This is a genomic window from Streptococcus porcorum (assembly GCF_053203725.1).
Genome location: NZ_JBRUDG010000030.1, coordinates 1 through 24,250 on the forward strand (window position 1 = coordinate 1; position 24,250 = coordinate 24,250).

At 38.7% G+C, this 24,250-nt stretch carries 19 protein-coding genes and 3 pseudogenes; 18 read left to right on the forward strand and 4 right to left on the reverse strand.

Annotated features, from left to right (window positions below; genetic code table 11):
* Positions 1-138: 138 nt before the first annotated feature.
* The 9 genes and pseudogenes from ACVRWY_RS07565 (at position 139) to ACVRWY_RS07605 (ending at position 7,158) form a co-directional block, all read left to right on the forward strand.
* Positions 139-441, forward strand: a complete 303-nt coding sequence (locus tag ACVRWY_RS07565; RefSeq protein ID WP_354369560.1) for a nucleotide pyrophosphohydrolase — start codon at positions 139-141, stop codon at positions 439-441.
* Between the two features lie 54 nt (positions 442-495).
* Positions 496-963 (forward strand): GNAT family N-acetyltransferase, encoded by a 468-nt coding sequence (locus ACVRWY_RS07570; RefSeq protein ID WP_354369562.1) that lies wholly within the window; start codon positions 496-498, stop codon positions 961-963.
* Positions 964-973: 10 nt separating this feature from the next.
* Positions 974-2,185, forward strand: a complete 1,212-nt coding sequence (locus tag ACVRWY_RS07575) for an Mbeg1-like protein (RefSeq protein ID WP_354369564.1) — start codon at positions 974-976, stop codon at positions 2,183-2,185.
* A gap of 58 nt (positions 2,186-2,243) precedes the next feature.
* The gene (gene uvrC / locus ACVRWY_RS07580) at positions 2,244-4,034 is read left to right on the forward strand and encodes an excinuclease ABC subunit UvrC (protein WP_354369566.1); all 1,791 of its coding nucleotides are present in this window, start codon (positions 2,244-2,246) and stop codon (positions 4,032-4,034) included.
* Positions 4,035-4,092: 58 nt separating this feature from the next.
* Positions 4,093-4,695 (forward strand): annotated as a pseudogene (locus ACVRWY_RS07585) (nitroreductase family protein).
* Complete coding sequence (locus tag ACVRWY_RS07590; protein ID WP_354369568.1) at positions 4,695-5,123, forward strand: ACT domain-containing protein; 429 nt, start codon at positions 4,695-4,697, stop codon at positions 5,121-5,123. Before ACVRWY_RS07585 ends, ACVRWY_RS07590 begins: the two are co-directional and overlap by 1 nt.
* Positions 5,113-6,522, forward strand: a complete 1,410-nt coding sequence (pepV, locus tag ACVRWY_RS07595) for a dipeptidase PepV (protein ID WP_354369570.1) — start codon at positions 5,113-5,115, stop codon at positions 6,520-6,522. Before ACVRWY_RS07590 ends, pepV begins: the two co-directional genes overlap by 11 nt.
* Positions 6,523-6,632: 110 nt before the next feature.
* On the forward strand, positions 6,633-6,908 hold the full coding sequence (locus tag ACVRWY_RS07600) for a DUF6290 family protein (RefSeq protein ID WP_354369572.1): 276 nt from the start codon (positions 6,633-6,635) through the stop codon (positions 6,906-6,908).
* Positions 6,901-7,158, forward strand: coding sequence for a hypothetical protein (locus ACVRWY_RS07605; RefSeq protein ID WP_354369574.1), 258 nt, complete (start codon positions 6,901-6,903; stop codon positions 7,156-7,158). Before ACVRWY_RS07600 ends, ACVRWY_RS07605 begins: the two co-directional genes overlap by 8 nt.
* A 25-nt stretch (positions 7,159-7,183) precedes the next feature.
* On the opposite strand, the gene mnmE is transcribed toward ACVRWY_RS07605, so the two are convergent.
* Positions 7,184-8,557, reverse strand: coding sequence for a tRNA uridine-5-carboxymethylaminomethyl(34) synthesis GTPase MnmE (gene mnmE / locus ACVRWY_RS07610; RefSeq protein WP_354369576.1), 1,374 nt, complete (start codon positions 8,555-8,557; stop codon positions 7,184-7,186).
* Positions 8,558-9,340: 783 nt separating this feature from the next.
* Here mnmE and ACVRWY_RS07615 point away from each other — a divergent pair.
* The 8 genes from ACVRWY_RS07615 (at position 9,341) to ACVRWY_RS07650 (ending at position 21,470) form a co-directional block, all read left to right on the forward strand.
* Positions 9,341-15,391, forward strand: a complete 6,051-nt coding sequence (locus ACVRWY_RS07615) for a mucin-binding protein (RefSeq protein ID WP_354369578.1) — start codon at positions 9,341-9,343, stop codon at positions 15,389-15,391.
* A gap of 464 nt (positions 15,392-15,855) precedes the next feature.
* Positions 15,856-16,527 (forward strand): ribose-5-phosphate isomerase RpiA, encoded by a 672-nt coding sequence (rpiA, locus tag ACVRWY_RS07620; RefSeq protein WP_354369580.1) that lies wholly within the window; start codon positions 15,856-15,858, stop codon positions 16,525-16,527.
* 15 nt (positions 16,528-16,542) lie between these two features.
* Complete coding sequence (locus tag ACVRWY_RS07625; RefSeq protein WP_354369582.1) at positions 16,543-17,754, forward strand: phosphopentomutase; 1,212 nt, start codon at positions 16,543-16,545, stop codon at positions 17,752-17,754.
* Positions 17,755-17,757: 3 nt separating this feature from the next.
* Positions 17,758-18,174 (forward strand): arsenate reductase (glutaredoxin), encoded by a 417-nt coding sequence (gene arsC / locus ACVRWY_RS07630; RefSeq protein ID WP_354369584.1) that lies wholly within the window; start codon positions 17,758-17,760, stop codon positions 18,172-18,174.
* A gap of 18 nt (positions 18,175-18,192) precedes the next feature.
* Positions 18,193-19,002, forward strand: coding sequence for a purine-nucleoside phosphorylase (locus ACVRWY_RS07635; RefSeq protein WP_354369586.1), 810 nt, complete (start codon positions 18,193-18,195; stop codon positions 19,000-19,002).
* A gap of 210 nt (positions 19,003-19,212) precedes the next feature.
* Positions 19,213-19,917, forward strand: a complete 705-nt coding sequence (locus ACVRWY_RS07640; protein ID WP_354369588.1) for a glutamine amidotransferase-related protein — start codon at positions 19,213-19,215, stop codon at positions 19,915-19,917.
* Between the two features lie 42 nt (positions 19,918-19,959).
* Entirely contained in the window at positions 19,960-20,670 is a 711-nt protein-coding gene (deoD, locus tag ACVRWY_RS07645; protein ID WP_354369590.1) for a purine-nucleoside phosphorylase, read from the forward strand.
* Positions 20,670-21,470: a Gbs1250 family HEPN protein gene (locus ACVRWY_RS07650; protein WP_354369592.1), complete on the forward strand. Its 801-nt coding sequence runs from the start codon at positions 20,670-20,672 to the stop codon at positions 21,468-21,470. Before deoD ends, ACVRWY_RS07650 begins: the two co-directional genes overlap by 1 nt.
* Positions 21,471-21,481: 11 nt before the next feature.
* Here the strand turns inward: ACVRWY_RS07650 and ACVRWY_RS07655 are convergent, their stop codons facing one another.
* A complete protein-coding gene (locus ACVRWY_RS07655; RefSeq protein WP_354369594.1) occupies positions 21,482-22,414 on the reverse strand; it encodes a LysR family transcriptional regulator in 933 nt (310 codons plus the stop codon).
* Between the two features lie 148 nt (positions 22,415-22,562).
* Here ACVRWY_RS07655 and ACVRWY_RS07660 point away from each other — a divergent pair.
* Positions 22,563-22,838: pseudogene (locus ACVRWY_RS07660) on the forward strand (transposase family protein); the annotation flags it as partial.
* Positions 22,839-22,865: 27 nt separating this feature from the next.
* Here the strand turns inward: ACVRWY_RS07660 and ACVRWY_RS07665 are convergent.
* Positions 22,866-23,081, reverse strand: a complete 216-nt coding sequence (locus ACVRWY_RS07665; RefSeq protein WP_354369596.1) for a hypothetical protein — start codon at positions 23,079-23,081, stop codon at positions 22,866-22,868.
* A 124-nt stretch (positions 23,082-23,205) separates the two neighbouring features.
* Positions 23,206-23,850 (reverse strand): annotated as a pseudogene (locus ACVRWY_RS07670) (transposase); the annotation flags it as partial.
* Positions 23,851-24,250: the final 400 nt, after the last annotated feature.

A 24,250-nucleotide genomic window follows, 5' to 3' on the forward strand; every position in this document is an offset into this window, starting at 1 on the left:
AAACTTTAGGATGGAAATCTCCTATCGATATCAGAAAAGCTTTACTAGGAGCTAGCTCCTAGTAAAGCTTAACAAATGGATAGCTTCAAAATAACATTTTAGGTCTCACATCATTGACAAAGGTACAGGAGTAAAATGATGACCAAGGAAATTATTGAGGAAATTTTGTCTTTTCGTGATGCAAGAGGCTGGGGGGAGGCACATACGCCACGTAATTTGGCGAGCTCCATTGTGATTGAAGCATCGGAATTATTAGAAAACTACCAATGGGGAGAAGATTTGGCAGATGAAGTCAACGTCAAAGAAGAAATTGCCGATGTCCTCATCTATACTTTCTTGCTGACAGAGAAGTTGGGGTTAGATGTCGAAACTATCATTCGAGAAAAATTAGTCAAAAATGCCATCAAATACCCTCTACCAGAGCAAGGAAAACAATCTTGATGGGAGTTTTAAAAAAAGATATAATAGAAAAAAATATTTTGGAGGTTTGCTAGAATGATTAAGCGTGCTAGCCGTGAGGATATTTCTGCACTTGAAAATTTATTAGGACAGGTTCTTTATGTTCACCATCTTGCTCGCCCAGATTTATTTAAACCAGTGGGGAGTAAGTTCAGCCGACAGGAGTTAGAGGAGCTTTTAGAGGATGATCAAAAACCTGTTTTTGTATTTGTAGATGAAGAAAATCGTGTTTTAGGGCACCTTTTTACCATTATTCAAGAGCATGGAGGACTTGCAAAAGAGTCTGTTAAGACCCTATTCATTGACGATCTGTGTGTGGATGAAACTGCTCGAGGTCAAAAAATCGGGGAGAAGCTCTATCAATATGCCTTAGCTTATGCGAGAGAAATTGGGTGTTATAATGTTACTTTGGACGTTTGGAATCCCAATCAAGGAGCTTTACGTTTTTACGAACGTCTTGGTTTAATTCCTCAGATGACGGTTATGGAGCAAATTTTAGATTAGGAGCTAAAATGTGAATTATATTAATTACCTAAAAGAGAATGGTACAAAAACATTTGATGAATTACCCTTGACAGAGGTGGATATTGCTATTATTAATGAATTGGGCTATCTTCCCTTTGAGCAAGGAGATGGTTTAGATTTGGATTTTAGTCAACCGATTATCCTTAGTCAAATCTATCAAGAGCATCGTCAGAAGATTGAGGCGATTGTTCCAGATTTTTTAGCGACTAAGGCTAGATTGGGGCTTTTGCTTGAGGTGTGTCAGGCAAAACGTTTTATAACTTTAAGTCTTTCACATTATACGAATGACATCAGCCATGAATATGAAAAGCAGTTTGCAGCGATGGTATTTTCTCTTCCAGAAATTCATCATGATCAAGTTGTTTATCGTGGGACGGATGATTCGATTATTGGTTGGAAAGAAGACTTTCAGATGACCTATATGAGAGAAATTCCAGCCCAACGCTCAGCAAAAGCCTACTTGCAAATGGTTTTACCTTTATTGTCAGGTAGGGTGATTCTTTCTGGCCATTCAAAAGGTGGAAACTTAGCGGTTTATGCAGGAGCTAGTGTTTCACACGATTTACAGGATAAAATTAGCCTAATTTATATGCTAGATGCCCCAGGACTGCATAAGGAAATGCTAAGCAGTCCATCCTATCAAGCTATTCGTTCTAAGATTATTGCTCTTCGTCCTAAAGAATCTTTAGTGGGAATTTTGATGGAGTCTGATGTTGAATGTAAAATCATCGAGAGCCAAGCAAGAGGGATCTCACAACATGCCGTTGAAACATGGGAGATTGAAGGAGATGTCTTTCAGACAGCAGAACAAGCAACAGAGATGAGTTTGATTTGTGAGAAGATTTTTAAAGAGTGGAATCAAACCCTTACTCGCCAAGAATTGAAGTTATTGGTGGATACGGTATTTGATTTCTTCTTGGATGCTGGGGTAGATAGCTTAAATGACTTTTTACAAGATGGACGAACAACATTTTCTAAGTTATTGTCAGCTAATAGTAATCTAGACCCGAAACGCCGAGAGGTTTTAGTGAGGTCAGCTAACCTCTTGTTAACCTTGTATGCTAGGGAGTGGCAAGAAAAAATAAGGCAAGATCGACCAGTTTTTAACTTGCCTCTTACTTTTCCCCGCTTTCCTTTGTTAAGACAGGGAAAAGATGTCGATGAAAGTCAGTCTGAGAGTGAAAAGAAATCAGATTCCTAATGCTTCTGGAGAGAATTTTCTTTTTACTCTCTTTTCTTATCTCTGATATAATAAACATATGAATGATTTGATTAAACATAAACTAGAATTATTACCCAACAATCCAGGATGTTATCTCCATAAGGATAAAAATGGCACCATTATCTATGTTGGTAAGGCCAAAAACTTAAGAAATCGTGTTCGTTCGTATTTTAGAGGCAGTCATGATACCAAGACAGAGATGTTAGTATCTGAGATTGTGGATTTTGAGTTTATTGTCACCGAGTCAAATATTGAGGCTCTCTTACTTGAAATTAACTTAATTCAGGAAAATATGCCTAAATATAATATCAAGTTAAAAGATGATAAATCCTATCCCTTTATTAAAATCACAAACGAAACCTACCCTCGTTTGTTGATTACGCGTACCATCAAAAAGGATGGGGGTCATTATTTTGGACCGTACCCAGATGTTGGAGCAGCTAATGAAATTAAAAGGCTCCTAGACCGCCTCTTTCCTTTTAAAAAATGCACCAATCCTCCTTCAAAGGTTTGTTTTTATTATCATATCGGACAGTGTAACGCCCACACAGTCTGCCAGAATCCACCAGGCTATTTTGAGGGGCTAACGGAAGATGTTAAGCAATTTCTGAGTGGGAAAGATGACAAGTTAATTGCCCATATGCAAGAGCGAATGAAGACTTTTGCGACTAGCATGGAATTTGAAAAGGCAGCAGAATACCGTGATTTACTCAAGGCCATTCAGACCTTGCGTACTAAGCAAAGGGTGATGGCCCATGATTTGATGGATCGAGATATCTTTGGTTATGCTGTTGATAAAGGTTGGATGTGTGTGCAAGTCTTTTTTGTCAGACAAGGGAAGTTGATTCAACGAGATGTTAACCTATTTCCCTATTATAATGATCCTGAAGAAGATTTTTTAACTTATCTTGGGCAATTTTATCGTGATAGTAAGCACTTGATGCCAAAAGAGGTGTTTATTCCTCAAGATATTGATGAGGTATTAGTGAAAGCCTTGGTTGATACCAAGGTCATTAAACCTCAAAAAGGGGAAAAAAAGCAATTAGTGAATTTAGCCACTAAAAATGCGCGTGTTAGCCTACAACAGAAGTTTGATCTTTTAGAGAAAGACTTAGAAAAAACAAAAGGGGCTGTTGAAAATCTAGGGGAATTACTAAATATTCCAACTCCTGTTCGTATTGAAGCTTTTGACAACTCAAATATTATGGGAACCAGTCCTGTATCAGCTATGGTGGTCTTTATTGATGGTAAACCCAGCAAAAAAGACTATCGTAAATATAAAATTAAAACAGTTGTGGGACCTGATGACTACGCCTCCATGCGTGAAGTGATCAGACGACGCTATAGCCGTGTCATACGCGATGGGTTAGTTCCGCCAGATCTGATTATTATTGATGGCGGTCAAGGTCAGGTCAATATTGCAAAATCAGTCATTCAAGAGGAGCTAGGCTTAGATATTCCAATTGCAGGTCTTCAAAAAAATGATAAGCACCAAACGCACGAATTGCTATTTGGAGAACCTTTAGAGGCCATTGATTTGCCTCGTAATTCTCAAGAGTTCTTCCTTTTGCATCGGATTCAAGATGAGGTCCACCGTTTTGCGATTACCTTCCATCGTCAATTGAGGAGTAAAAATTCCTTTTCATCTAAGTTGGATGGTATTGCAGGCCTTGGTCCTAAGCGTAAACAAAATTTACTAAAGCATTTTAAAAGTTTAAAAGCAATCCAAGAAGCTAGTCTAGAGGATATTATAACTGTAGGGATTCCTAAGGTTGTGGCCCAGGCTGTATTGGAGAAATTGCAAGAAGAAAATCAGTCTAATGACTGAAAACTCTTTCAAAAAATGGTAGAATAGACCCATCTGATAGAATTAGAGAGGTTTCATCATGAAATTTTTAGAACTCAATAAAAAACGTCATGCCATAAAACATTTTACGGATCAAGCGGTTGATATTAAGGATGTTCGTACAGCGATTGAAATTGCTACGTTAGCACCTTCTGCTCATAATATCCAACCATGGAAGTTTGTGGTTGTAAAAGAGAGAAAACCGCAATTAGCAGAAGTGATGTATGGTGGCAATAAAGATCAAGCTCAGGAAGCACAATATGTTATTGCCATTTTTAGCGACACAGACCTTCCAAAACGATCACGTAAAATTGCTCGAAATGGGGTTAAATTTTTATCTGATGATGCCTAGAGTCGCTATATGCAAGCCTACCCCACTATGTTTCAGCAGTTTAGCCCACAAGTCACAAGCGATTATCTAGCTTTAAATATTGGTTTGGTGACGATGAATTTGGTTTTAGCGCTGACCGATCAAGGTTTAGCTTCAAATATTTTTCTTGGATTTGATAAGACAAAAGTCAATGAAGTGTTAGAGATTGACCATCGTTTTCGACCAGAAGTCTTAGTGACAGTGGGGTATAGTGATGAAAAGGCTGAGCCAACCTATCGTTTACCTGTAGATGACATTATGGAGGTAAGGTAATGGCAGCCATCAAAGATTTAAATCAGCTCTTGGCAAGCATGGAGCCTGTTTTAAAAGAAGAGGTCTTTGTGTTTGCTACCTTGACCGCCACGTCACAACTTCCTTTTGACTTGATTGAGGCGAGTATTAAGGAAGAGGAAGGTTTGTCAGTTCTTGTCACAGAAAAAGTTGCACAGGCCTATGGCTTAGAGGCTCAGTTTAGATCAGCTTGGATTACGCTAAATGTTCACTCTGATTTAGCTGCGGTGGGTTTAACAGCCGCCTTTGCAAGCGTATTAGGAGAAGTTGGTCTAAGTTGCAATGTGGTAGCTGGCAATTACCATGATCATATCTTAGTGTCATATGATCAAGCGGATTTGGCGATGAGAACATTAAAAGCATTACAAGAAGTAGCACAGAAAGAGAGTTTAGAGAAAAATGACAATTGATTTTAAAGCAGAAGTAGAAAAACGTAAAGATGATTTGATAGCTGACTTGATTCGCCTTTTGGAAATTAACTCAGAGCGTGATGATAGTCAAGCCGATGCCAAGCATCCCTTTGGACCAGGTCCTGTTCGTGCCTTGGAGCATTTTTTAGCGATGGCAGAGCGTGATGGTTATCAGACGCGTAATATTGATAATTATGCTGGAGATTTTGAGTTTGGTGAAGGAGACGAAGTTCTTGGCATCTTTGCCCACTTAGATGTTGTGCCAGCAGGTTCAGGCTGGGAGACAGATCCTTATCAACCAGTCATCAAGGATGGCAAACTTTATGCGCGTGGATCAAGTGATGATAAAGGACCGACAATGGCTTGTTACTATGGTTTAAAGATTATCAAAGAACTTGGTCTGCCAGTCTCTAAAAAAGTTCGCTTTATCGTAGGGACTGATGAAGAGTCAGGTTGGGCAGATATGGATTATTACTTTGCCCACAATGGCCTTAAAGATCCTGATTTTGGCTTCTCCCCAGATGCAGAATTTCCAATCATCAATGGTGAAAAAGGAAACATTACGGAATACCTTCATTTTTCTGGAGAAAATAGCGGAGCAGTTACCCTGCATCGTTTCACAGGTGGCTTACGTGAAAACATGGTACCAGAGTCAGCAAGAGCAGAGCTATCTGGTCAGATTGATTCAGCCACCTTGTCTGCAGATTTAGAAACATTCTTAGCGGAACATCCAGAAGTTTCTGGTACAGTAGAAAGTTCAGGACAAAAGGTGATTGTGACCATTATTGGAAAATCTGCACACGGTTCAACACCAGAAGAGGGCATTAACGGAGCAACTTATTTGGCGAAATTCTTGTCACCTTATGCATTTGAAGGAAGTGCTAAGGCCTTTATTGACATTACGGCAACTGTCTTACATCAGGATTTTTCAGGAGAGAAACTTGGTGTCGCCTACACTGATGAGCGCATGGGAGCACTCAGTATGAATGCTGGTATCTTTAGCTTTGATGAGACTAGTCAAGATAATACCATTGCACTGAACTTCCGTTATCCTAAAGGTACAGACAAGGAGACTATCAAAGCAGGTCTTGAGAAGTTTGAAGGCATCACGAAGGTCAGTTGGTCTGAGCACGAGCATACGCCACACTATACCTCTATGGATGACGAGTTGGTGAAAACACTCTTATCTGTTTATGAAAAACAAACAGGTCTTAAAGGATATGAACAGATTATTGGTGGTGGTACTTTTGGGCGTCTTTTAGAGCGTGGGGTTGCCTTTGGTGCCATGTTCCCAGGAGATGAAAATACCATGCACCAAGCTAATGAATACATGCCATTAGACAATATTTTCCGCTCCGCTGCAATTTATGCAGAAGCCATTTACGAATTGATTAAATAAGACAATCTTTTCAAAATTAATCTTGTTCTAGACAGAAAAATCAACAATTTTAAATGATTACTCCATTTTTCCAGTCTCTTTACGAATAGATAGGATGAAAGGAGATTAGGATGCTAAGTATTCGTAAAAAAATTGAAGGCTATGAACAATTGAGAGAGGAAAAAGGTTTTGTGTCTATCACTCTAACCCATGATGAAAAAGCCTTATTACAAGAATTAGCGACTTTAAATCAGATGACATTAGCTCAATTTGCCAAGCAAGTCATCATGGAACAAGCAGAAAATGAGTTAGCCCTTTATAAGAGTTTGAAGGCAAAAAAAGCTCATGATCAAGCTCCTGTGTTATTTTCCTTGTCATATTTGTTGAAGGAGAAAAGAGATGTGTAAGGTCATGTTTTCCTATCGTTCTTATAAGTCATACCATTCTTTGCCAAAAGACTGTCAAGAAGATTTATTGTTTTGGCTAGAAGAACAACTTGGCAATCACCCTAATCCTAAGTTGATGGGGAAGCGTGTAGAGGGAAGTTTGTACGAGTTTTGTTATTTTGATTTTTCAGGGTCAATGATTTTAGCAGAGTGGCAGTCGGATAGATTAGTCATTTTAGATATCATACAAAAACATTCCAACATCGCGTGATGTTGGAATGTTTTTTTGATAGGGGCTATTTTCCTAAACAGAATTGGCTGAAGAGTTGGGTAATAAGTTCATCAGGTGCGGCATCACCTGTGATTTCCCCTAGTATTTGCCATGTTCGAGTGAGGTCAACCTGAAGTAGATCAACTGGCATTCCCATCTCGAGTCCTTGATTAACAGCCTGTAAGCTTTCTACAGCTTGTTCGATTAAACTGATATGACGTGTATTAGAAAGATAGGTGGCATCTTGTTCTACAATCTCAGCGTTTTCAAAGAAAAGTTGCTTAATCCGCTCTTCAATTTGATCAATATTTTGGTTGGTTAAAACAGAGATACGAATAGCATCATTTGGCAATTCTTGGCTCTCAATTTGCTCTGGTAGATCGGTTTTGTTAAGGAGAATGATTCTGTTAGTATTTTGGCTGATTTTAATCAATTCTCTATCCTGGGGAGTTAGCTTTTCTGAGGCATTGAGTACTAGAAGTACCAGATCAGCTTCCTCGAGAGCTTTTCTAGAACGTTCTACCCCAATTTGTTCGACGATATCATCTGTTTCTCTAATACCAGCAGTATCAATCAATTTTAGTGGCACTCCATTGATATTAACGTATTCTTCAATGACATCGCGCGTTGTTCCTTCGATGTCTGTCACAATAGCCTTGTCTTCTCTTAAGAGATTATTTAGAAGGCTTGATTTTCCGACATTTGGGCGTCCAATAATAGCAGTAGATAGTCCTTCGCGCAAAATTTTTCCACGTTTGGCAGTTTTTAGTAATTGTGTTAAAAGTGCCTCAAATTCTTGTGTTTTTTCTCTCATCAAAGCAGTAGTCATCTCTTCAACATCATCATACTCTGGGTAATCAATATTAACCTCTACTTGAGCCAAGGTATTTAAGATTTCCTGACGGGTATTATTGATGAGTTCTGATAATGAACCATCTAATTGCTTGACAGCAACAGACATGGCTTTATCTGTTTTTGCACGAATCAAGTCCATAATGGCTTCAGCTTGCGTGAGATCGACACGACCATTTAAAAAAGCACGTTTAGTAAACTCACCAGGTTCTGCTAGCCTAGCTCCTTCTCGGATGACTAATTGGAGGATCTCATTTGTAACCGCTATCCCTCCATGTGTATTGATTTCAATAACATCTTCTCGTGTGAAGGTCTTAGGAGCTTTCATCACCCCCAGCATGACCTCATCTAAAATTTTCTGGTTTTTGGGATCTATTATATGACCATAATTTAGTGTATGGCTTGCGACCTTCTCTAGATTTTTCCCTTTAAAAATGGCACTAGCAATACTAAAGGCATCTGAGCCAGATAGCCGAATCATCCCAATAGCCCCTTCCCCAAGAGGTGTTGCAATAGCAGCGATAGTATCAAATTCTTTTGTAATCATTTTAGTCCTTTTATATAGTGTATTTACAAGGTTTCGCCCCAAATTCGCTCCAAATTTTTCAAAAAAGCATTTTGATTGTGTCGAAATCAGCGACCTCTTTTTTAATAGGTGCGAATAGGTATTGAGTGTAATAGTCGGGTCTTTATGTCCAGTTAGTTTTGATATGGCCAAGACCTCGATGCTGTTGGTTAGAAAGTAACTAACGGATATATGTCTTAATAAGTGGATAGGGACAGAACGACCGACGAGTGATTTTAATTGCCTGTTTAAGTAGGCGTGAGTATTCTCTGAAAAGAGTTGGTTAAAATCATTTTCTTTCCAATGGTGGGCTTTATAATCTTGTAGCAGTTCTATTGTACCATTATCTAATGGAACTGTCCTAACTGACTGTTGATTTTTTGGGGACTAGTGATTTTCTTTAATATTTCTAATATGGTATGGCTAGCGGGAACTGGACAATTTTCTTTTTAAATCCTGGAGAATCACCTTGGAAAGTAGCGATGACGATGGGAGGAGTTTTTCTAAAAATTTCTTACGTTTGATTACTTGGCAATCCTTAGGTGTCTGCTTAGTTTACATTATAACTATAAGCAATAACATATGAATAGACTATTTTTTTATTTCAATAAAAACCACAAAATGAGAAAACACTAATGATAAGCATATCAAGTCATAATTATCTTTAGAAAATTGAAAAAGCGACAACCAAATGTTAAAATGTAAGCGTAAACAATTATAGCTTTGTTATATTCACATGTTATATAAAGTAGAAAGGAGTCTGTTATGAAAAAACGTACAAAAAGTTTTGATTGGTATATTAGAAGGCAACGCTTTTCGATAAGGAAGTTTCATTTTGGTGCAGCTAGTGTTCTTTTAGGGATATCTTTGGTATTAGGTGCAAGGGTAAGTGGTGTGTCCGCAGATGAGCTCTCTACAGTATCTTCTATACAGGAGGTGGTTGTTAGTGTAGGAGATAGTTCTTCCTTGCAAGATACTACTAGCAGTTCTCTTTTAGAAGAAAGTATAGTCAGTCCTACTTCAACCTCAGAACTATGGAATGAGCCTTTGGTCAGTGAAGTTTCTGTATCTCAGTCTAGTACTGATCAGTCTAGTTTATCAGCTTATCAAGAGGAGATAGTGGAGCATGCCAAGGAACAATCTATAGAGAATAAAGAGGGTGACGTAGTAGCTCCTGTCGAAGAGACTTTAGTTCACGATACTGTAGAAACAGCTAAAGAAGCTATTTTGGATAAAGAATTAATTTCTGATTCAGAGACAGAAATAGTGACATCAGGTCCAAATAGTCAAAGTCATGCTAAGGATAATCAAGAAATAACGGATGTATCATACAGTGAGCCTTCTAAAAAGGTGGAAAATGTGGGTTTATCACAGTCTGCTAATAGTTTAGAAGCGGTATCTGAACCTGATGTAGAACGTGTGGTGAGCATCCCCTATAAAGTTGTTCAGAGAGATATTGATACTGGAGAGGAGAAAAAACTTGGTCAGGTAAGTTATGCTTCTGTAACAACAAGTGATGAAGTCGCTAAAGTTGAAGTAACCGTTACCGTGGATAAATTGTATTTGGGTTATCGTTTAGCAGATGATCAAATGGATACGATAACCAAAGTTGTCGAAGAAAATAAAACAAACATTCTTTCATTTGCTGTGACCCGTAAAAAAGATGAGAAGGATAATCCTTTAATTGAAACTAAAACAGAGATGGGTGGTGATTCCGAAGGAACAAGTGGCTTTAGAGCTATGGAAAATGCTACAAGAAGTGCCACTACAGCTTCTTATGTTACGACAGAGTGGGTTATTCCAGACGATATTAAGGCAGCAAATACTGGTTTAGATCAGGCAGCTGGAGATGCAAGTGTAACCGAAACCGATAATTTGGTTCCAGATGCGTATAAAACGGCTGTTCCGTCAGGGCGAGAAGTCTTTATGGTGTTAAGCTTAGATTCGCAATCAGATCCTAATAAGACAACGACTTTTAATAAAAAATATAACAAAGACTATTTCTTCCAATTTTCAATTGCTAAGGAGGGTGATATAAATAAAGTTTATGCTGATTTGGTAGATAAGGGACAGAATAATAAAATTTTAGAATCGATAGAGATTGACCAAGGTTCTACAGGTAAATTTGCTACGCTAGCTCAATATGAGAAAGATAGTTATACATATGAGTTTCAATTTACTCCAGATCCGAGTAATTCTACAAGCAAAAACTTAAAAATCAACAACCCTCATGGTGGTAATATTAACACAGTCATTTATGATAAGGTTAGTCCAGAATCTGTTGGGACAGAACTGAATATTTTTAATGTTTTGGTTCCGGTTCGTACGACTCAAGAAACGAAATATGTCGTAAAAGCTACAGACAAGAGAGCAGAAGAAACGCTAGCTACCTATATCCAAAAAGGAGCATTAACTGGAGATAGTTATACTATTGCAGGAGCTCTAGATTTTGATAAATATGAGCTAATTGCCGAAGATGTGCCGACTGTTTTGAAAGGAGATTTGGCAGCAGATTACAAAGTCGGAGCAAAAACGATTCAAAGTATCATGACGCATAATTTGGTTCGTGTCTTGGAAGTTACTAGAAAAGACGGTACTCATAGAGTGCACATTTATCTGTTAAATCCAGATGGACCAAATAGATTAGCGCTTGATAGAAAAACAAATATTACGGAAGCAGACCTTACATCAGAAAACTTTATTAAGTTCTTTACATCTGAAGAAATTGTTCCTGGCAAAGTAAATACGTTAGAAGGTAGTTATAGCTATACTTCAAAACATCAATTTGAAAGTTACAAAACTAATCCTCATACAAAGACAAATGTTATTACAGGGGAAACTAATAATTTTAATAGGAATGGAACAAACTTCTCTGAAGGTAATTTCTTTATTCCAGAACACCAAGCGGTAACACTAAAAGGAAAAGACGGTAAACCTTTTGGTTTCGGTGGTGTTCAAATGCGTATGGTCAACGACAATGTTGCGAATGAACAGCACGTGACTTATTACTATGCTGAAAAGGGTAGTGTTATTATTCACTATGTGAATGATAAAGGAGAGACTCTCAAACGTAGTGCTACCCTTGTAGGTCATGGGGAAACGGGTGAACAATACGATACAAGAAACTACAAGCATTCCAGTGTAACTACGGGTGATGGTGCTGCGATAGATCAGTATTATTTAAGGCGTATTGATCCATCAACTTCTACTCTAAGGCCAGTTACCGAAGATCCTAATGAGCTTAGAAGAATCGTAAAAATCGATGCTGAAACAGGTGTTGTCGAAAGAGATACCGTAAAAGAATTAACCTATGTCTATGAAAAAGCAGCAAAAGCATTAATGGAGATCTATTTAAGACCAGTGGATGTTGAAACGGGGAATGTAGCTGGTCCTGATAAGTTGTCTCATACTATAAGGGAACAAGGTGAAAAAGGAACTATTATTTCAAAACGTATTACGCTTGATATACTACAGACCTATATAGATAAAGGGTATGAAGTAATTAGTGATGGTTTTTCTAATAAAACGACTTACTTCGATAGCATTGAGGATGGAGTTGGACTTGTAGCACCAAGTCAAGTTTATAAAATTATCTTACGCGAAAGAATTAAGACGGTAACACCTGATGCTCCTAAAGAGCCAAATACTCCGATAGACCCAACTAATCCAACTGGACCTAAATATCCAGACGGAGTAAAAGCAACAGACTTAAACGAAACAGTAAAACGTACAATCAAGTACCAATACGAAGATGGAAGCAAGGCTAAGGATGATGTCGTAGAAACCTTGACCTACAAACGTACCGCAAGTGTTAACTTGGTAACTAAAGAAGTGACTTATGGCGACTGGACCTCAACTGATGATGACTTCGACAAAGTAGACACACCAGCCATCGCAGGTTATACTCCAGACAAGGCAAGTGTTGAAGCTGTTCAGGATGTTCCGGCAACTGATCCAGACACTGAAGTTATCGTTAGATATGTCAAAGACGCTCAAAAAGCTACCATCACCTACCAAGATGACACCGGTAAACAGCTAGGAGCTATTGATGAGGTGACCGGTAAGTCAGGTGAGCCAATTGACTACAGCACAACAGCTCGTATTACTGAACTCACTAACCAAGGCTATGAAGTGGTTCGTGATGACTTCACCAAAGACGGTGGACAAGTCTTCGACATGGATAAAGCGACAGACCAAGCCTTCACCGTTGTTGTGAAAGAACGTGTTGTAACGGTCACACCAGAAGATCCGAAAGATCCAGGCACTGAGGTAGATCCAGGCAACCCAGACGGACCAGAGTGGCCAGATGGTGTGAAGGCAAGTGACCTCAATCAAACCGTCACACGTACTATCAAGTACCAATACGAAGATGGAAGCAAGGCTAAGGATGATGTCGTAGAAACCTTGACCTACAAACGTACTGCGACGGTTAACCTAGTGACTAAAGAAGTGACTTATGGAGAATGGACCTCAACTGATGATGACTTCGACAAAGTAGACACACCAGCCATCGCAGGCTATACACCAGACAAGGCAAGTGTTGAAGCTGTTCAGGATGTTCCGGCAACTGATCCAGACACTGAAGTCATCGTAAGATATGTCAAAGATGCTCAAAAAGCTACCATCACCTACCAAGATGAAGGTGGTCAACAGCTAGGAGCTATTGATGAGGTGACTGGTAAGTCAGGTGAGCCAATCAACTACAACACAACAGCTCGTATTACAGAGTTAACAAACCAAGGCTATGAAGTGGTTCGTGATGACTTCACCAAAGATGGTGGACAAGTCTTCGATACAGATAAAGCAACAGACCAAACCTTCACAGTTGTTGTGAAAGCTAAAACTGTTACAGTCACACCTGAAGATCCGAAAGATCCAGGTACAGAGGTTGACCCAGGTAATCCAGATGGACCTAAATGGCCAGATGGTGTGAAAGAAAGTGACCTCAATCAAACTGTCACACGTACTATCAAGTACCAATACGAAGATGGCTCAGAAGCTCAGCCAGATGTCGTTGAAACGCTGACCTACAAACGCACCGCAACGATTAACCTAGTGACTAAAGAAGTGACTTATGGCGACTGGACCTCAGCTGATGATGACTTCGACAAAGTAGACACACCAGCCATCGCAGGCTACACTCCAGATAAGGCAAGTGTTGAAGCTGTTCAGGATGTTCCGGCAACTGATCCAGACACCGAAGTTATCGTTAGATATGTCAAAGACGCTCAAAAAGCTACCATCACCTACCAAGACGACACCGGTCAACAGCTAGGAGCTATTGATGAAGTGATCGGTAAGTCAGGTGAGCCAATTGACTACAGCACAACAGCTCGTATTACAGAGTTAACTAACCAAGGCTATGAAGTGGTTCGTGATGACTTCACCAAAGATGGTGGACAAGTCTTCGATACAGATAAAGCAACAGACCAAAGCTTCACTGTTGTTGTGAAAGCCCGTGTCGTTACGGTTACCCCTGAAGATCCGAAAGATCCAGGTACAGAGGTTGACCCAGGTAATCCAGACGGACCTAAATGGCCAGATGGTGTGAAGGCGAATGATTTGAATAAGTCTATCAAACGCACTATTATCTATGTCAATGAAGATGGCACACCAGTCCTAGATCAAGAAGGTAGTCCGGTGATTGTAACCCAGACCGTTGCGTTCAAACGTTCAGCGACAGTTAATATCGTTACGGGTGAGGTTAGCTATAGTGACTGGTCAGCTGCTCAAACAGTTCCTGCTGTTTCATCACCTGTTGTTCAAGGACGTTATACTGAAACAATGATTGTGTCTGCCCATACCTTTAATGCAACAGATAGTGATCAGACAATTACAGTAGTTTATAAGAAACTCGGCTCATGGGTTCCAACAGTTCCAACCGGAGTTAATCCAATTCCACCAATTCCGTATCCGAATGACCCAGTTGATCCAAGTAAGCCAGGTACAGATCTTCCAGTTCTGCCATATGTTCCAGGCCATATTCCAGTTGGACCAGATGGATTCACTCCATTGACCCCAGTTGATCCAAGCGATCCAAGTAAAGGATATGAATTACCACCGGTTCCATCAGACCCAGGTATGGATACTCCGATTACATATATACCTGATGCTCCGAAAGAAGCAACAGTTATAGTGAAATATGTGGATACAAATGGTAGCGAGGTTATTCCTTCAGAAACCATCACAGGTAAAGTTGGAGATCCATACACAACAAATGGTAAAATAATTTCAGGTTACTATCTAGTAGAAGTACCGGCTAATCACACAGGAACTATTTCTGCTAATGGGACAACGGTTATTTATGTCTATGGTAAACTCGGTTCATGGGTTCCAACAGTTCCAACCGGAGTTACTCCAATTCCACCAATTCCGTATCCGAATGACCCAGTTGATCCAAGTAAGCCAGGTACAGATCTTCCAGTTCTGCCATATGTTCCAGGTCATATTCCAGTTGGACCAGATGGATTCACTCCATTGACCCCAGTTGATCCAAGTGATCCAAGTAAAGGATATGCATTACCACCGGTTCCATCAGATCCAGGCAAGGATACTCCGATTACTTATACACCATTAAATCCAAGTATCCCTAGACCTGTAGTTCCAAAAAACGTCATTCCAAGTGTTCCAACTAGCCCAGTAGATTCGGCAGTACCATCTATCTCGGATGTACCGCAAGAATCAACTTCAGAAGTGATTGAACAAAGAACATTACCAAGTACAGGTGAGAGTGACTCCGGAATTGCTTTTGTAGCAGGGATTGGTTTACTACTTGGTGTATTGAATACAGTAGTGAAGCGAAGAAAAGAAGATTAGTTGATCATTTAAAGATAATAAATTGAATAAAAGAGAGAAGGTGAGACACTACTCAAGACACGTTTGTGAGGAAACACTCTTGTAATATCTAGTAAGATAGACACGGGAGTGTTTTTTCTATTATAAAAAAAGCGATATTATCACTTCCAATTTGTTCGTAAGACTCAACCAATCAAAAAGATCAGAAACTTAGTTAGGTGGGGTATGTTATCTACTTGTCCTGTATCTAGAAATTAAATCAGTAAGACTAGTTATTAGTCGGCATTTATCACTTTAACCTGTGAAGTGTTTATATATAAGTTTTTTTAAGTAGTATTCTTTATTGAAATTGAATTTTATTTTTATTCTTGTCATTTCTAGCAAATGCCTTGACAAGCTAAGCGAGAAAAAGCTTAGATTTCCACTATCAAAAATAAGAGTATTCGTGGTATAATAAAGGTATTAAATGGTCTAAGGAGACAATGATGGAAGCGTTAAAAAAACAAGCCGCTCTAAAAGCAGCAGAGTTTGTTAAAGACAATATGATTCTAGGGTTGGGAACGGGTTCTACAACCTCTTATTTTGTTGAAGAGGTCGGAAGACTTGTGAAAGAAGAAGGTCTTAATATTATTGGAGTCACAACATCAAGTGTCACTTCAAAGCAAGCTCAAGAACTAGGTATTCCACTCAAAGATATCGATGATGTTGATGAGGTTGATTTAACTGTCGATGGTGCAGATGAGGTAGATCCATCCTTTAATGGCATCAAAGGTGGTGGGGGGGCGCTTTTGATGGAAAAAGTTGTAGCCACACCGAGTAAGGATTACATTTGGGTGGTAGATGAGTCTAAGCTAGTAGATTCTTTAGGTGCTTTTAAACTCCCTGTTGAAGTCGTGCAATATGGTGCCATGCAAGTCTTTAAAATCTTTGAAGAAAAGGGTTACAAACCTGCCTTTCGTGAAAAAGATGGGCAACGTTTTGTCACAGATATGAAAAATTATATTATTGATTTAGACCTTGGTCGTATTGAAGATCCTATTGCTCTAGGAAAAGAACTCAAGCAAATGGTTGGAGTAGTTGAGCATGGATTATTTAATCAAATGGTAAAAAAAGTTGTAGTCGCTGGTCAAAATGGTGTGACCGTTTTAGAGGCGTAAGGAAAAGGAGAGGTTATGTCAAAATTTAATCGTATTCATCTTGTTGTTTTGGATTCTGTAGGTATCGGTGCAGCACCAGATTCAGATCAATTTTTTAATGCAGGTGTACCTGATACAACATCAGATACCTTGGGGCACATTTCTGAAACAGCAGGACTAACTGTTCCAAATATGGCTAAAATCGGTCTTGGAAATATCCCTCGTGAGACTGCCCTTGCGACTGTTCCAAAAGAGGAGGCTCCAACAGGTTATGCGACCAAACTAGAAGAAGTCTCACTTGGAAAAGATACCATGACAGGACATTGGGAGATTATGGGGCTTAATATTACTGAGCCATTTGACACTTTTTGGGATGGTTTCCCTGAAGAAATCTTAACCAAGATTGAAGAGTTCTCTGGTCGTAAAATCATTCGTGAAGCCAATAAACCTTACTCTGGTACAGCCGTTATTGATGACTTCGGCCCTCGTCAAATGGAGACTGGAGAGCTGATTGTTTATACCTCAGCTGATCCTGTTCTCCAAATTGCAGCGCATGAAGATATTATCCCTCTTGATGAACTTTATCGTATTTGTGAATACGCACGCTCGATTACGCTTGAGCGTCCAGCGCTTCTTGGACGTATTATTGCCCGTCCTTATGTGGGTGAGCCAGGGAACTTCACACGAACAGCTAACCGTCATGATTATGCAGTTTCGCCATTCCAAGATACTGTTTTAAATAAACTAGCTGACGCAGGTATTCCTACTTATTCTGTTGGAAAAATTAGCGATATTTTTAACGGATCTGGGATTACCAACGATATGGGGCACACCAAATCAAATGCTCATGGTGTAGATGTTTTATTGGAAACTTTAAAATTACCAACATTTGATAAAGGGTTTTCTTTCACAAACTTGGTAGATTTTGATGCTGTTTATGGACATCGTCGTAATACAGAAGGTTATCGTGATTGCTTGGAGGAATTTGATGCTCGTTTACCAGAAATTCTAGCAAGTCTAAAAGAAGACGATCTACTTTTGATTACAGCAGATCACGGAAACGATCCAACCTATGCAGGAACAGACCATACACGTGAATATGTCCCACTTCTAGCTTATAGCAAGTCTTTCAAAGGTAGTGGTGTTTTACCTGTTGGGCATTTCTCTGATATCTCAGCTACCATTGCAGAAAACTTTGGGGTAGATACGGCTATGATTGGTGAGAGTTTCTTGGAACAATTGGTATAAGTGATGGAAAAAGTTACTATCTATCATAATCCAGCATGTGGCACATCACGAAATACCTTAGCCCTACTTAAATACGTTGGCTTAGAGCCAGAGGTGATTTTATATCTTGAAACACCTCCGACAAAAAAGGAGTTACAGAGATTAATAGCAGATATGCATCTTTCTGCTAGAGATCTTTTGAGGACTAATGTTCCTCCCTATCTTGAATTAGGATTAGATAGAGAAGGGGTAAGTGATGATGAGATTTTATCAGCTATGTTGAGAGAACCTATCCTGATCAACAGACCCATTGTGATCACCTCAAAAGGCACCAGACTTTGTCGTCCTTCGGAGAAGGTTTTAGAAATCTTACCTGTCCCCTTGACAAGTCCTTTTGTAAAAGAGGATGGCGAAGTCATTTCGGCAGAAATAAAGAAATAATGTAAAACGGAGAAAGCTATGTCTTTAATGAAAAAAATTTATGAAACAAAATCTTTTTTAGAAGAAAAAGGAATCTTAGCACCTGAATTTGGCCTGATTTTGGGATCAGGCTTAGGAGAGTTGGCAGAAGAAGTCGAAAATGCGATTGTCATCGACTATTCAGATATTCCTAACTGGGGAAAATCAACAGTTGTTGGACACGCTGGAAAATTGGTTTACGGTGATTTAGCTGGTCGCAAAGTTTTGGCACTTCAAGGACGTTTCCATTTTTATGAAGGAAATCCACTTGAGGTGGTTACTTTCCCGGTTCGTGTCATGAAAGCCCTTGGCTGTGAAGGGGTTCTTGTAACCAATGCTGCAGGGGGGATTGGCTATGGACCAGGTACCCTTATGGCGATTACGGACCATATTAACATGACTGGTCAAAACCCATTAATTGGTGAAAACTTAGAAGAGTTTGGGCCACGTTTCCCAGATATGTCTAATGCTTATACCAAAGAGTACCGTCAAAAAGCTCATGATGTCGCTACAAAACTTGGTATCAAACTGGAAGAAGGAGTTTATATCGGTGTGACCGGTCCAACCTATGAAACACCTGCAGAAATCCGTGCCTTTAAGACTCTCGGAGCTGATGCCGTTGGGATGTCAACAGTACCAGAAGTTATCGTAGCAGCTCACTCAGGCATGAAAGTCTTGGGAATCTCAGCCATTACAAACTTTGCAGCTGGTTTCCAATCAGAACTTAACCACGAAGAAGTGGTAGAAGTCACTGAGCAAATCAAAGAAAACTTCAAAGGCTTGGTCAAGGCTATTTTAGCAGAATTGTAAGATGACTATTAACACCAAAGTTTTCTCTTTGATAGCAGCTATTTTAAACTACCTTGCAAGAATCGTTTATTTGCTTACCTCAGAAAAAAAACTTGGGGAATTATTTTTCTAGGAATTGGCTCATCACTGTTTGGGCCATATCTCTTAGATAAAGAGAAAGAGAAAAATAAAAAAGATAAGTAAATAAAATTGGAAATACTAGGAGTTCTAATGAAGATCCATTTTATCGTACATGAAGTTTTTGAAGCACCAGGAACTTACTGGGAATGGGCTAAAAATCGTGGTCATGAGCTTAGTGTAACCAAACTTTATGAGGGAGATTGTTTACCAAAAGATTCTTCTATCTACGATATGTTAATTATCATGGGTGGTCCGCAAAGCCCTACAACGAAACTTTCGGAATGTCCTTATTTTGATGCGCTAGCTGAAATTAGTTTGATACAGGAATTCATCAAGGCTGATAAGCTGATTATCGGAGTTTGCTTGGGAGCGCAGTTATTGGGAGAAGCTTATGGCGCAACGGTTGAACATAGTCCTGAAAAGGAAATTGGTAACTTTCCGATTTCTCTTACGGAATCTGGACAGGCTGATGAGTGTCTAAAAGCATTTGGTAAAAGTTTGACGGTCGGTCATTGGCATGGAGATATGCCTGGGTTGATTGAGACTAGTGAAGTATTAGCGGTCAGCCAAGGTTGTCCAAGACAGATTGTCAAATATAGTAGTAAGCACTACGCTTTCCAGTGCCATTTAGAATTTTCAAAACCCTTGATTGAAGCCTTGTTGGCAGAAGAAGTTGACTATAATGAAAAGGCTAAATCACATCTATATCTCCAAGAAGCAAATGCTATGTTAGGATACGATTATACAGAAATGAATCATGTTTTAGAACAATTTTTAGATGCTTTGACGGGATAAAATATTAAAAAACTTACATCAAACATATTGAAAGGAACTATTATGTCAATCCATATTGAAGCCAAACAAGGCGAAATCGCAGATAAAATCCTTCTTCCTGGAGATCCACTTCGAGCGAAATTTATTGCTGAAAATTTTTTAGAAGATGCTGTTTGTTTTAATAATGTCCGTGGTATGCTAGGTTATACTGGTACCTACAAAGGACACCGTGTGTCCGTCATGGGGACAGGAATGGGGATGCCATCTATCTCTATCTATGCACGTGAGTTAATTGTTGATTATGGTGTCAAAACACTGATCCGTGTTGGAACAGCAGGTTCTCTAAATAAAGATATCCACGTTCGTGAACTGGTGCTAGCTCAAGCGGCAGCAACAAACTCAAATATCATTCGAAATGATTTTCCAGAGTATGATTTCCCACAAATCGCAGATTTCAGCTTACTAGATAAGGCTTATCATATCGCTGAAAACATGGGTGTAACAACACACGTTGGAAGTGTTCTGTCATCAGATGTCTTCTACTCTAATATGTTTGAGCGCAATCTCAAGTTAGGTGAGCTTGGTGTTAAAGCTGTTGAGATGGAAGCAGCAGCACTCTATTATATGGCGGCTCAGCATGGCGTACAGGCTCTTGCAATGATGACGATTTCAGATAGTCTTGTTAATCCTGATGAAGATACAACAGCCGAGGAGCGCCAAAATACTTTCACAGATATGATGAAAGTTGGACTAGAAACACTCATTACAGAATAATGTCACATTTACTTTATGAACAAATTGATAGCTTTGCTAAAAATTATTATTACAAGCAAGCCCTTGATACTGTAAAACTCATAAAAGATGCTCCAGCAGACTTATCTTTCATTCTTCAATTACTTTCAGAGCGTAGAGAATTGAAGCTGGATTTAGTGTTTGAAGAAGACCAAGCAAGAAAGTTTTTTGCACGCTATCGATTTACACTGAGTCAGAACAAGGAACTTGAAAAAGAACGCTTAGCAAATTATTTACTTGATTTAGAAGCGAAAGTTCGTGTAGGGGATTTAATTGACTTTTGCCGTGCTTCAAGTCCGTTGATCTATCGGATTTATTTGGCTTTAATCACAAAAAAACTCCCTGACTTAGAGGAGTATATCCACAATTCCAAAGACACCAGCTATGATAAGTGGCGCTTGGATAGGATTGAAAAGAGCGATAATCCCTATCTCAAAGCTTTTTATAAACAAAATAAGCATCAACCCTTAGTCAACTCATCTAGTCTTTTAAGTTTGATTGAGTGTATGGACTACCCGAAGGAAGTCATCACGTCGGTTAGAAAGCTAAGGCATTTTGAAAAATCAATAAGAAATCCATTAGCCCATCTAATAAAGCCTTTTGATGAAGAGATTTTAGCTTCTAGTACAGGATTTTCCTCTCAAGTTTTTTTAGATTTGATGATTTTTCTTGTCAAAGAAATAGGTGTCAACTATAGTAGTCGGCCGTATTACTTTGATAAAGCTAATCAAGAGGTCATTATCCCTCTATTAAAAGAAAGTTTAAAAAACACAAAGGACTGAGAAGTGAACGCTCAGTCCTTTGTGTTTTTGTTATCAGTTTGATTAAATTTTACTTCTTCTAATAAGTAGTCGATAAATTTTTCTCCCATTTTAGAAAGATTAGCTTTTTCGTGTTTTAAATAGACGATGTCTATTTCATCATCCACTTCCAATGGAATTGAGACAATATTATCACCGTTTAGGTTACTATTTAAGATACCAGTGGCAATCGTATAACCATCTAAACCAATAAGAAGATTGAATAATGTGGCACGATCACTGACAACAATTGATTTTTTATGAGGAATTTGTGAAAGAATTTCCTCTGAATAATAAAATGAATTGTGGATCCCTTGGTCATAGCTTAGATAAGGGAAATCTTCTAAATCAGCCAGAGTAACCTTGCTTTTACTTGCTAATGGGTTGCTTTTACTTACAAAAATATGAGGATGAGCTTTAAATAGTGAGGTGTAGGTCAAACGGTTATCATCAAACATCTTTGTTAAGACATCTCGATTGTAACTATTTAGGAAAAGGACACCAATTTCAGAACGGAAATTTTTAACATCCTCAATAATTTCATAGGTCCTTGTTTCACGTAAAAAAAGCTCGTAACGGCTCATATCAGCTCCTTTTAGAAGAGATACAAAGGCATTGACCACAAAAGCATAGTGTTGAGCAGAGACACTGAATAACTCACGGTTTGAAGATTTCGACTTATAACGTTCTTCGAGAAGTGCAGTTTGTTCAACGACTTGACGCGCGTAGGACAAAAATTCTACGCCGTCTTTGGTGAGGGTAATTCCTTTTGGATTTCGGATGAAAATTTCAATCCCCATCTCGCGTTCCAAATCACGTACGGCGTTGGACAGACTGGGTTGTGTAATAAAAAGTTGTTTGGAAGCTTCATTCATGCTTCCAGTTTCGACGATTTTGATGACATAATGTAATTGTTGAATTCGCATAGGACTATTTTAGCATAAATCAACCTATCTGAAAATAAAATAAACAGGAGAAGCACACCATACGCATGAAGAAAATTTCGTTTTTAGAAAACTAGATTCATAATGACAAAATCAATCAAAGTAGTAGACTATAGATGAGGTGACTACGATGATTGATTTTATTATTTCTATTGATGCTTGCACAGGTGAATTGGATAATCGTCAATCTTGGAAAAATCGCTGTCCCTTATCAACTATTCTATTTCTTGTTTTTGTTTGTCAAATGGTAGGCATTGAAACCTGGAAGGAGATGGAAGATTTCATAGAAATGAACGAATCTGTCTTGGGAGAGTACGTTGATTTGAGTGAAGACTGTCCGTCTCACGATACCTTAGAACGTGTGATTAGTCTTGTTCATTCAGACTGTTTAAAAAAGCTTAAAGTTTAAAAAGAAGCTAAGCAGATGGATAATTTAAAAAGCTATCTTTTCAAAATTGATGTCAGGGCACAAAAGGATGAAGAGAAAGTTTTCATGCGTACGGCGTGTGGTATTGATTTGATTAACAGACTGAAAACGACGAATATCTCCAAGTAGCCAAGTAAATCCGATGGTGTCATTGGGTATGGTATAGCCATGAACTTTCTCATCATTAACTAGAACAGCCACTTCTGAACTTACCTTACTCACATCAATCCCGAAACTGCACGCATGATATCACCTCTTTGTCTAGGATACTTCCTTGTTTTAGTGATGTCATTTTTAATACTCGACGTTTGGTGTTCCACATACTTTGATAACATTCTATCTATAGTTAATTGAAATAGGGATAGGACAAAAGAGCCTCAAGAAAAGTATCGCAATTTGGCAATACTTTTCTGAGGTATTTTTTGATATGAGCTCATATTTTCTCAATCGGATTATACTCAGGTGAGTATGGAGGAAGTGCAAAAGTTTAAGCCCCTACTCTTCACATAAGTGCTCTAGCCTACTCATTCTATGGAATCTTCCATTATCCATAATAATAACTGATGGTGTGCTTAATGTTGGCAGCAGAAATTTCTGAAACCAGGCTTCAAAAAAGTCACTCATCATTGTTTATTCATTAGTCATCGGAGCGATTATCTCACCATTTATCAGCCCTGCAACCACAGAAATCCTCTGATACCTTCTTCCAAATACTTTACCTTTTATCAATTGTCCTCTTAATGAGCGACCATATTCTCGATAAAAATAAGTATCGAATCCTGTTTCATTAATATAAACAGGTGTTAAGTGTTTTAAACGATTAAAATTGTTAAGAAATAACACTACTTTTTCTGGGTCTTGTTCATAGTAAGTGCTGTTCTTTTTTTCGAGTATATTCCATAGCTTTGAGAGCATAGTGAATCGCCGTTGGATGACAGTCGAATTCAGATGCTATTTAAGTCAAATAAGCATCCGGATGATCCGTAATGTACTATTTATATTTCATTTTACTATAAAACAGGCGTCTAGACAGTTTTTGTTATGTATAAGTCTTTAAAAGATTTCATTCCGATATTTTTTTAGTGTGGCTAACATGTTTCCAGATTGTGTGCTCAATAGCGAAGATTTTGTGGTATACTAGTCATGAGGAGATTCCTTTTTTGATGAGTGGTGGTACTCTTATCATATCAGGGAATCTTCTTTTTGGCTTCTAGAAGTCCCACATCTATTGTAACGCTACAAATTATCTTGTGATACATCTTACATTGTACCTTTGTCAATGATGTGAGACCTAAAATGTTATTTTGAAGCTATCCATTTGTTAAGCTTTACTAGGAGCTAGCTCCTAGTAAAGCTTTTCTGATATCGATAGGAGATTTCCATCCTAAAGT

Excerpts from the sequence above, each read along its gene's own strand:
- ACVRWY_RS07565 (WP_354369560.1), top strand. The coding sequence starts at position 139 with ATGACCAAGGAAATTATTGAGGAAATTTTGTCTTTTCGTGATGCAAGA.
- ACVRWY_RS07570 (WP_354369562.1), top strand. The coding sequence starts at position 496 with ATGATTAAGCGTGCTAGCCGTGAGGATATTTCTGCACTTGAAAATTTA.
- uvrC (WP_354369566.1), top strand. The coding sequence starts at position 2,244 with ATGAATGATTTGATTAAACATAAACTAGAATTATTACCCAACAATCCA.
- ACVRWY_RS07590 (WP_354369568.1), top strand. The coding sequence starts at position 4,695 with ATGGCAGCCATCAAAGATTTAAATCAGCTCTTGGCAAGCATGGAGCCT.
- pepV (WP_354369570.1), top strand. The coding sequence starts at position 5,113 with ATGACAATTGATTTTAAAGCAGAAGTAGAAAAACGTAAAGATGATTTG.
- ACVRWY_RS07600 (WP_354369572.1), top strand. The coding sequence starts at position 6,633 with ATGCTAAGTATTCGTAAAAAAATTGAAGGCTATGAACAATTGAGAGAG.
- ACVRWY_RS07605 (WP_354369574.1), top strand. The coding sequence starts at position 6,901 with ATGTGTAAGGTCATGTTTTCCTATCGTTCTTATAAGTCATACCATTCT.
- mnmE (WP_354369576.1), bottom strand. The coding sequence starts at position 8,557 with ATGATTACAAAAGAATTTGATACTATCGCTGCTATTGCAACACCTCTT.
- ACVRWY_RS07615 (WP_354369578.1), top strand. The coding sequence starts at position 9,341 with ATGAAAAAACGTACAAAAAGTTTTGATTGGTATATTAGAAGGCAACGC.
- rpiA (WP_354369580.1), top strand. The coding sequence starts at position 15,856 with ATGGAAGCGTTAAAAAAACAAGCCGCTCTAAAAGCAGCAGAGTTTGTT.
- ACVRWY_RS07625 (WP_354369582.1), top strand. The coding sequence starts at position 16,543 with ATGTCAAAATTTAATCGTATTCATCTTGTTGTTTTGGATTCTGTAGGT.
- arsC (WP_354369584.1), top strand. The coding sequence starts at position 17,758 with ATGGAAAAAGTTACTATCTATCATAATCCAGCATGTGGCACATCACGA.
- ACVRWY_RS07635 (WP_354369586.1), top strand. The coding sequence starts at position 18,193 with ATGTCTTTAATGAAAAAAATTTATGAAACAAAATCTTTTTTAGAAGAA.
- ACVRWY_RS07640 (WP_354369588.1), top strand. The coding sequence starts at position 19,213 with ATGAAGATCCATTTTATCGTACATGAAGTTTTTGAAGCACCAGGAACT.
- deoD (WP_354369590.1), top strand. The coding sequence starts at position 19,960 with ATGTCAATCCATATTGAAGCCAAACAAGGCGAAATCGCAGATAAAATC.
- ACVRWY_RS07650 (WP_354369592.1), top strand. The coding sequence starts at position 20,670 with ATGTCACATTTACTTTATGAACAAATTGATAGCTTTGCTAAAAATTAT.
- ACVRWY_RS07655 (WP_354369594.1), bottom strand. The coding sequence starts at position 22,414 with ATGCGAATTCAACAATTACATTATGTCATCAAAATCGTCGAAACTGGA.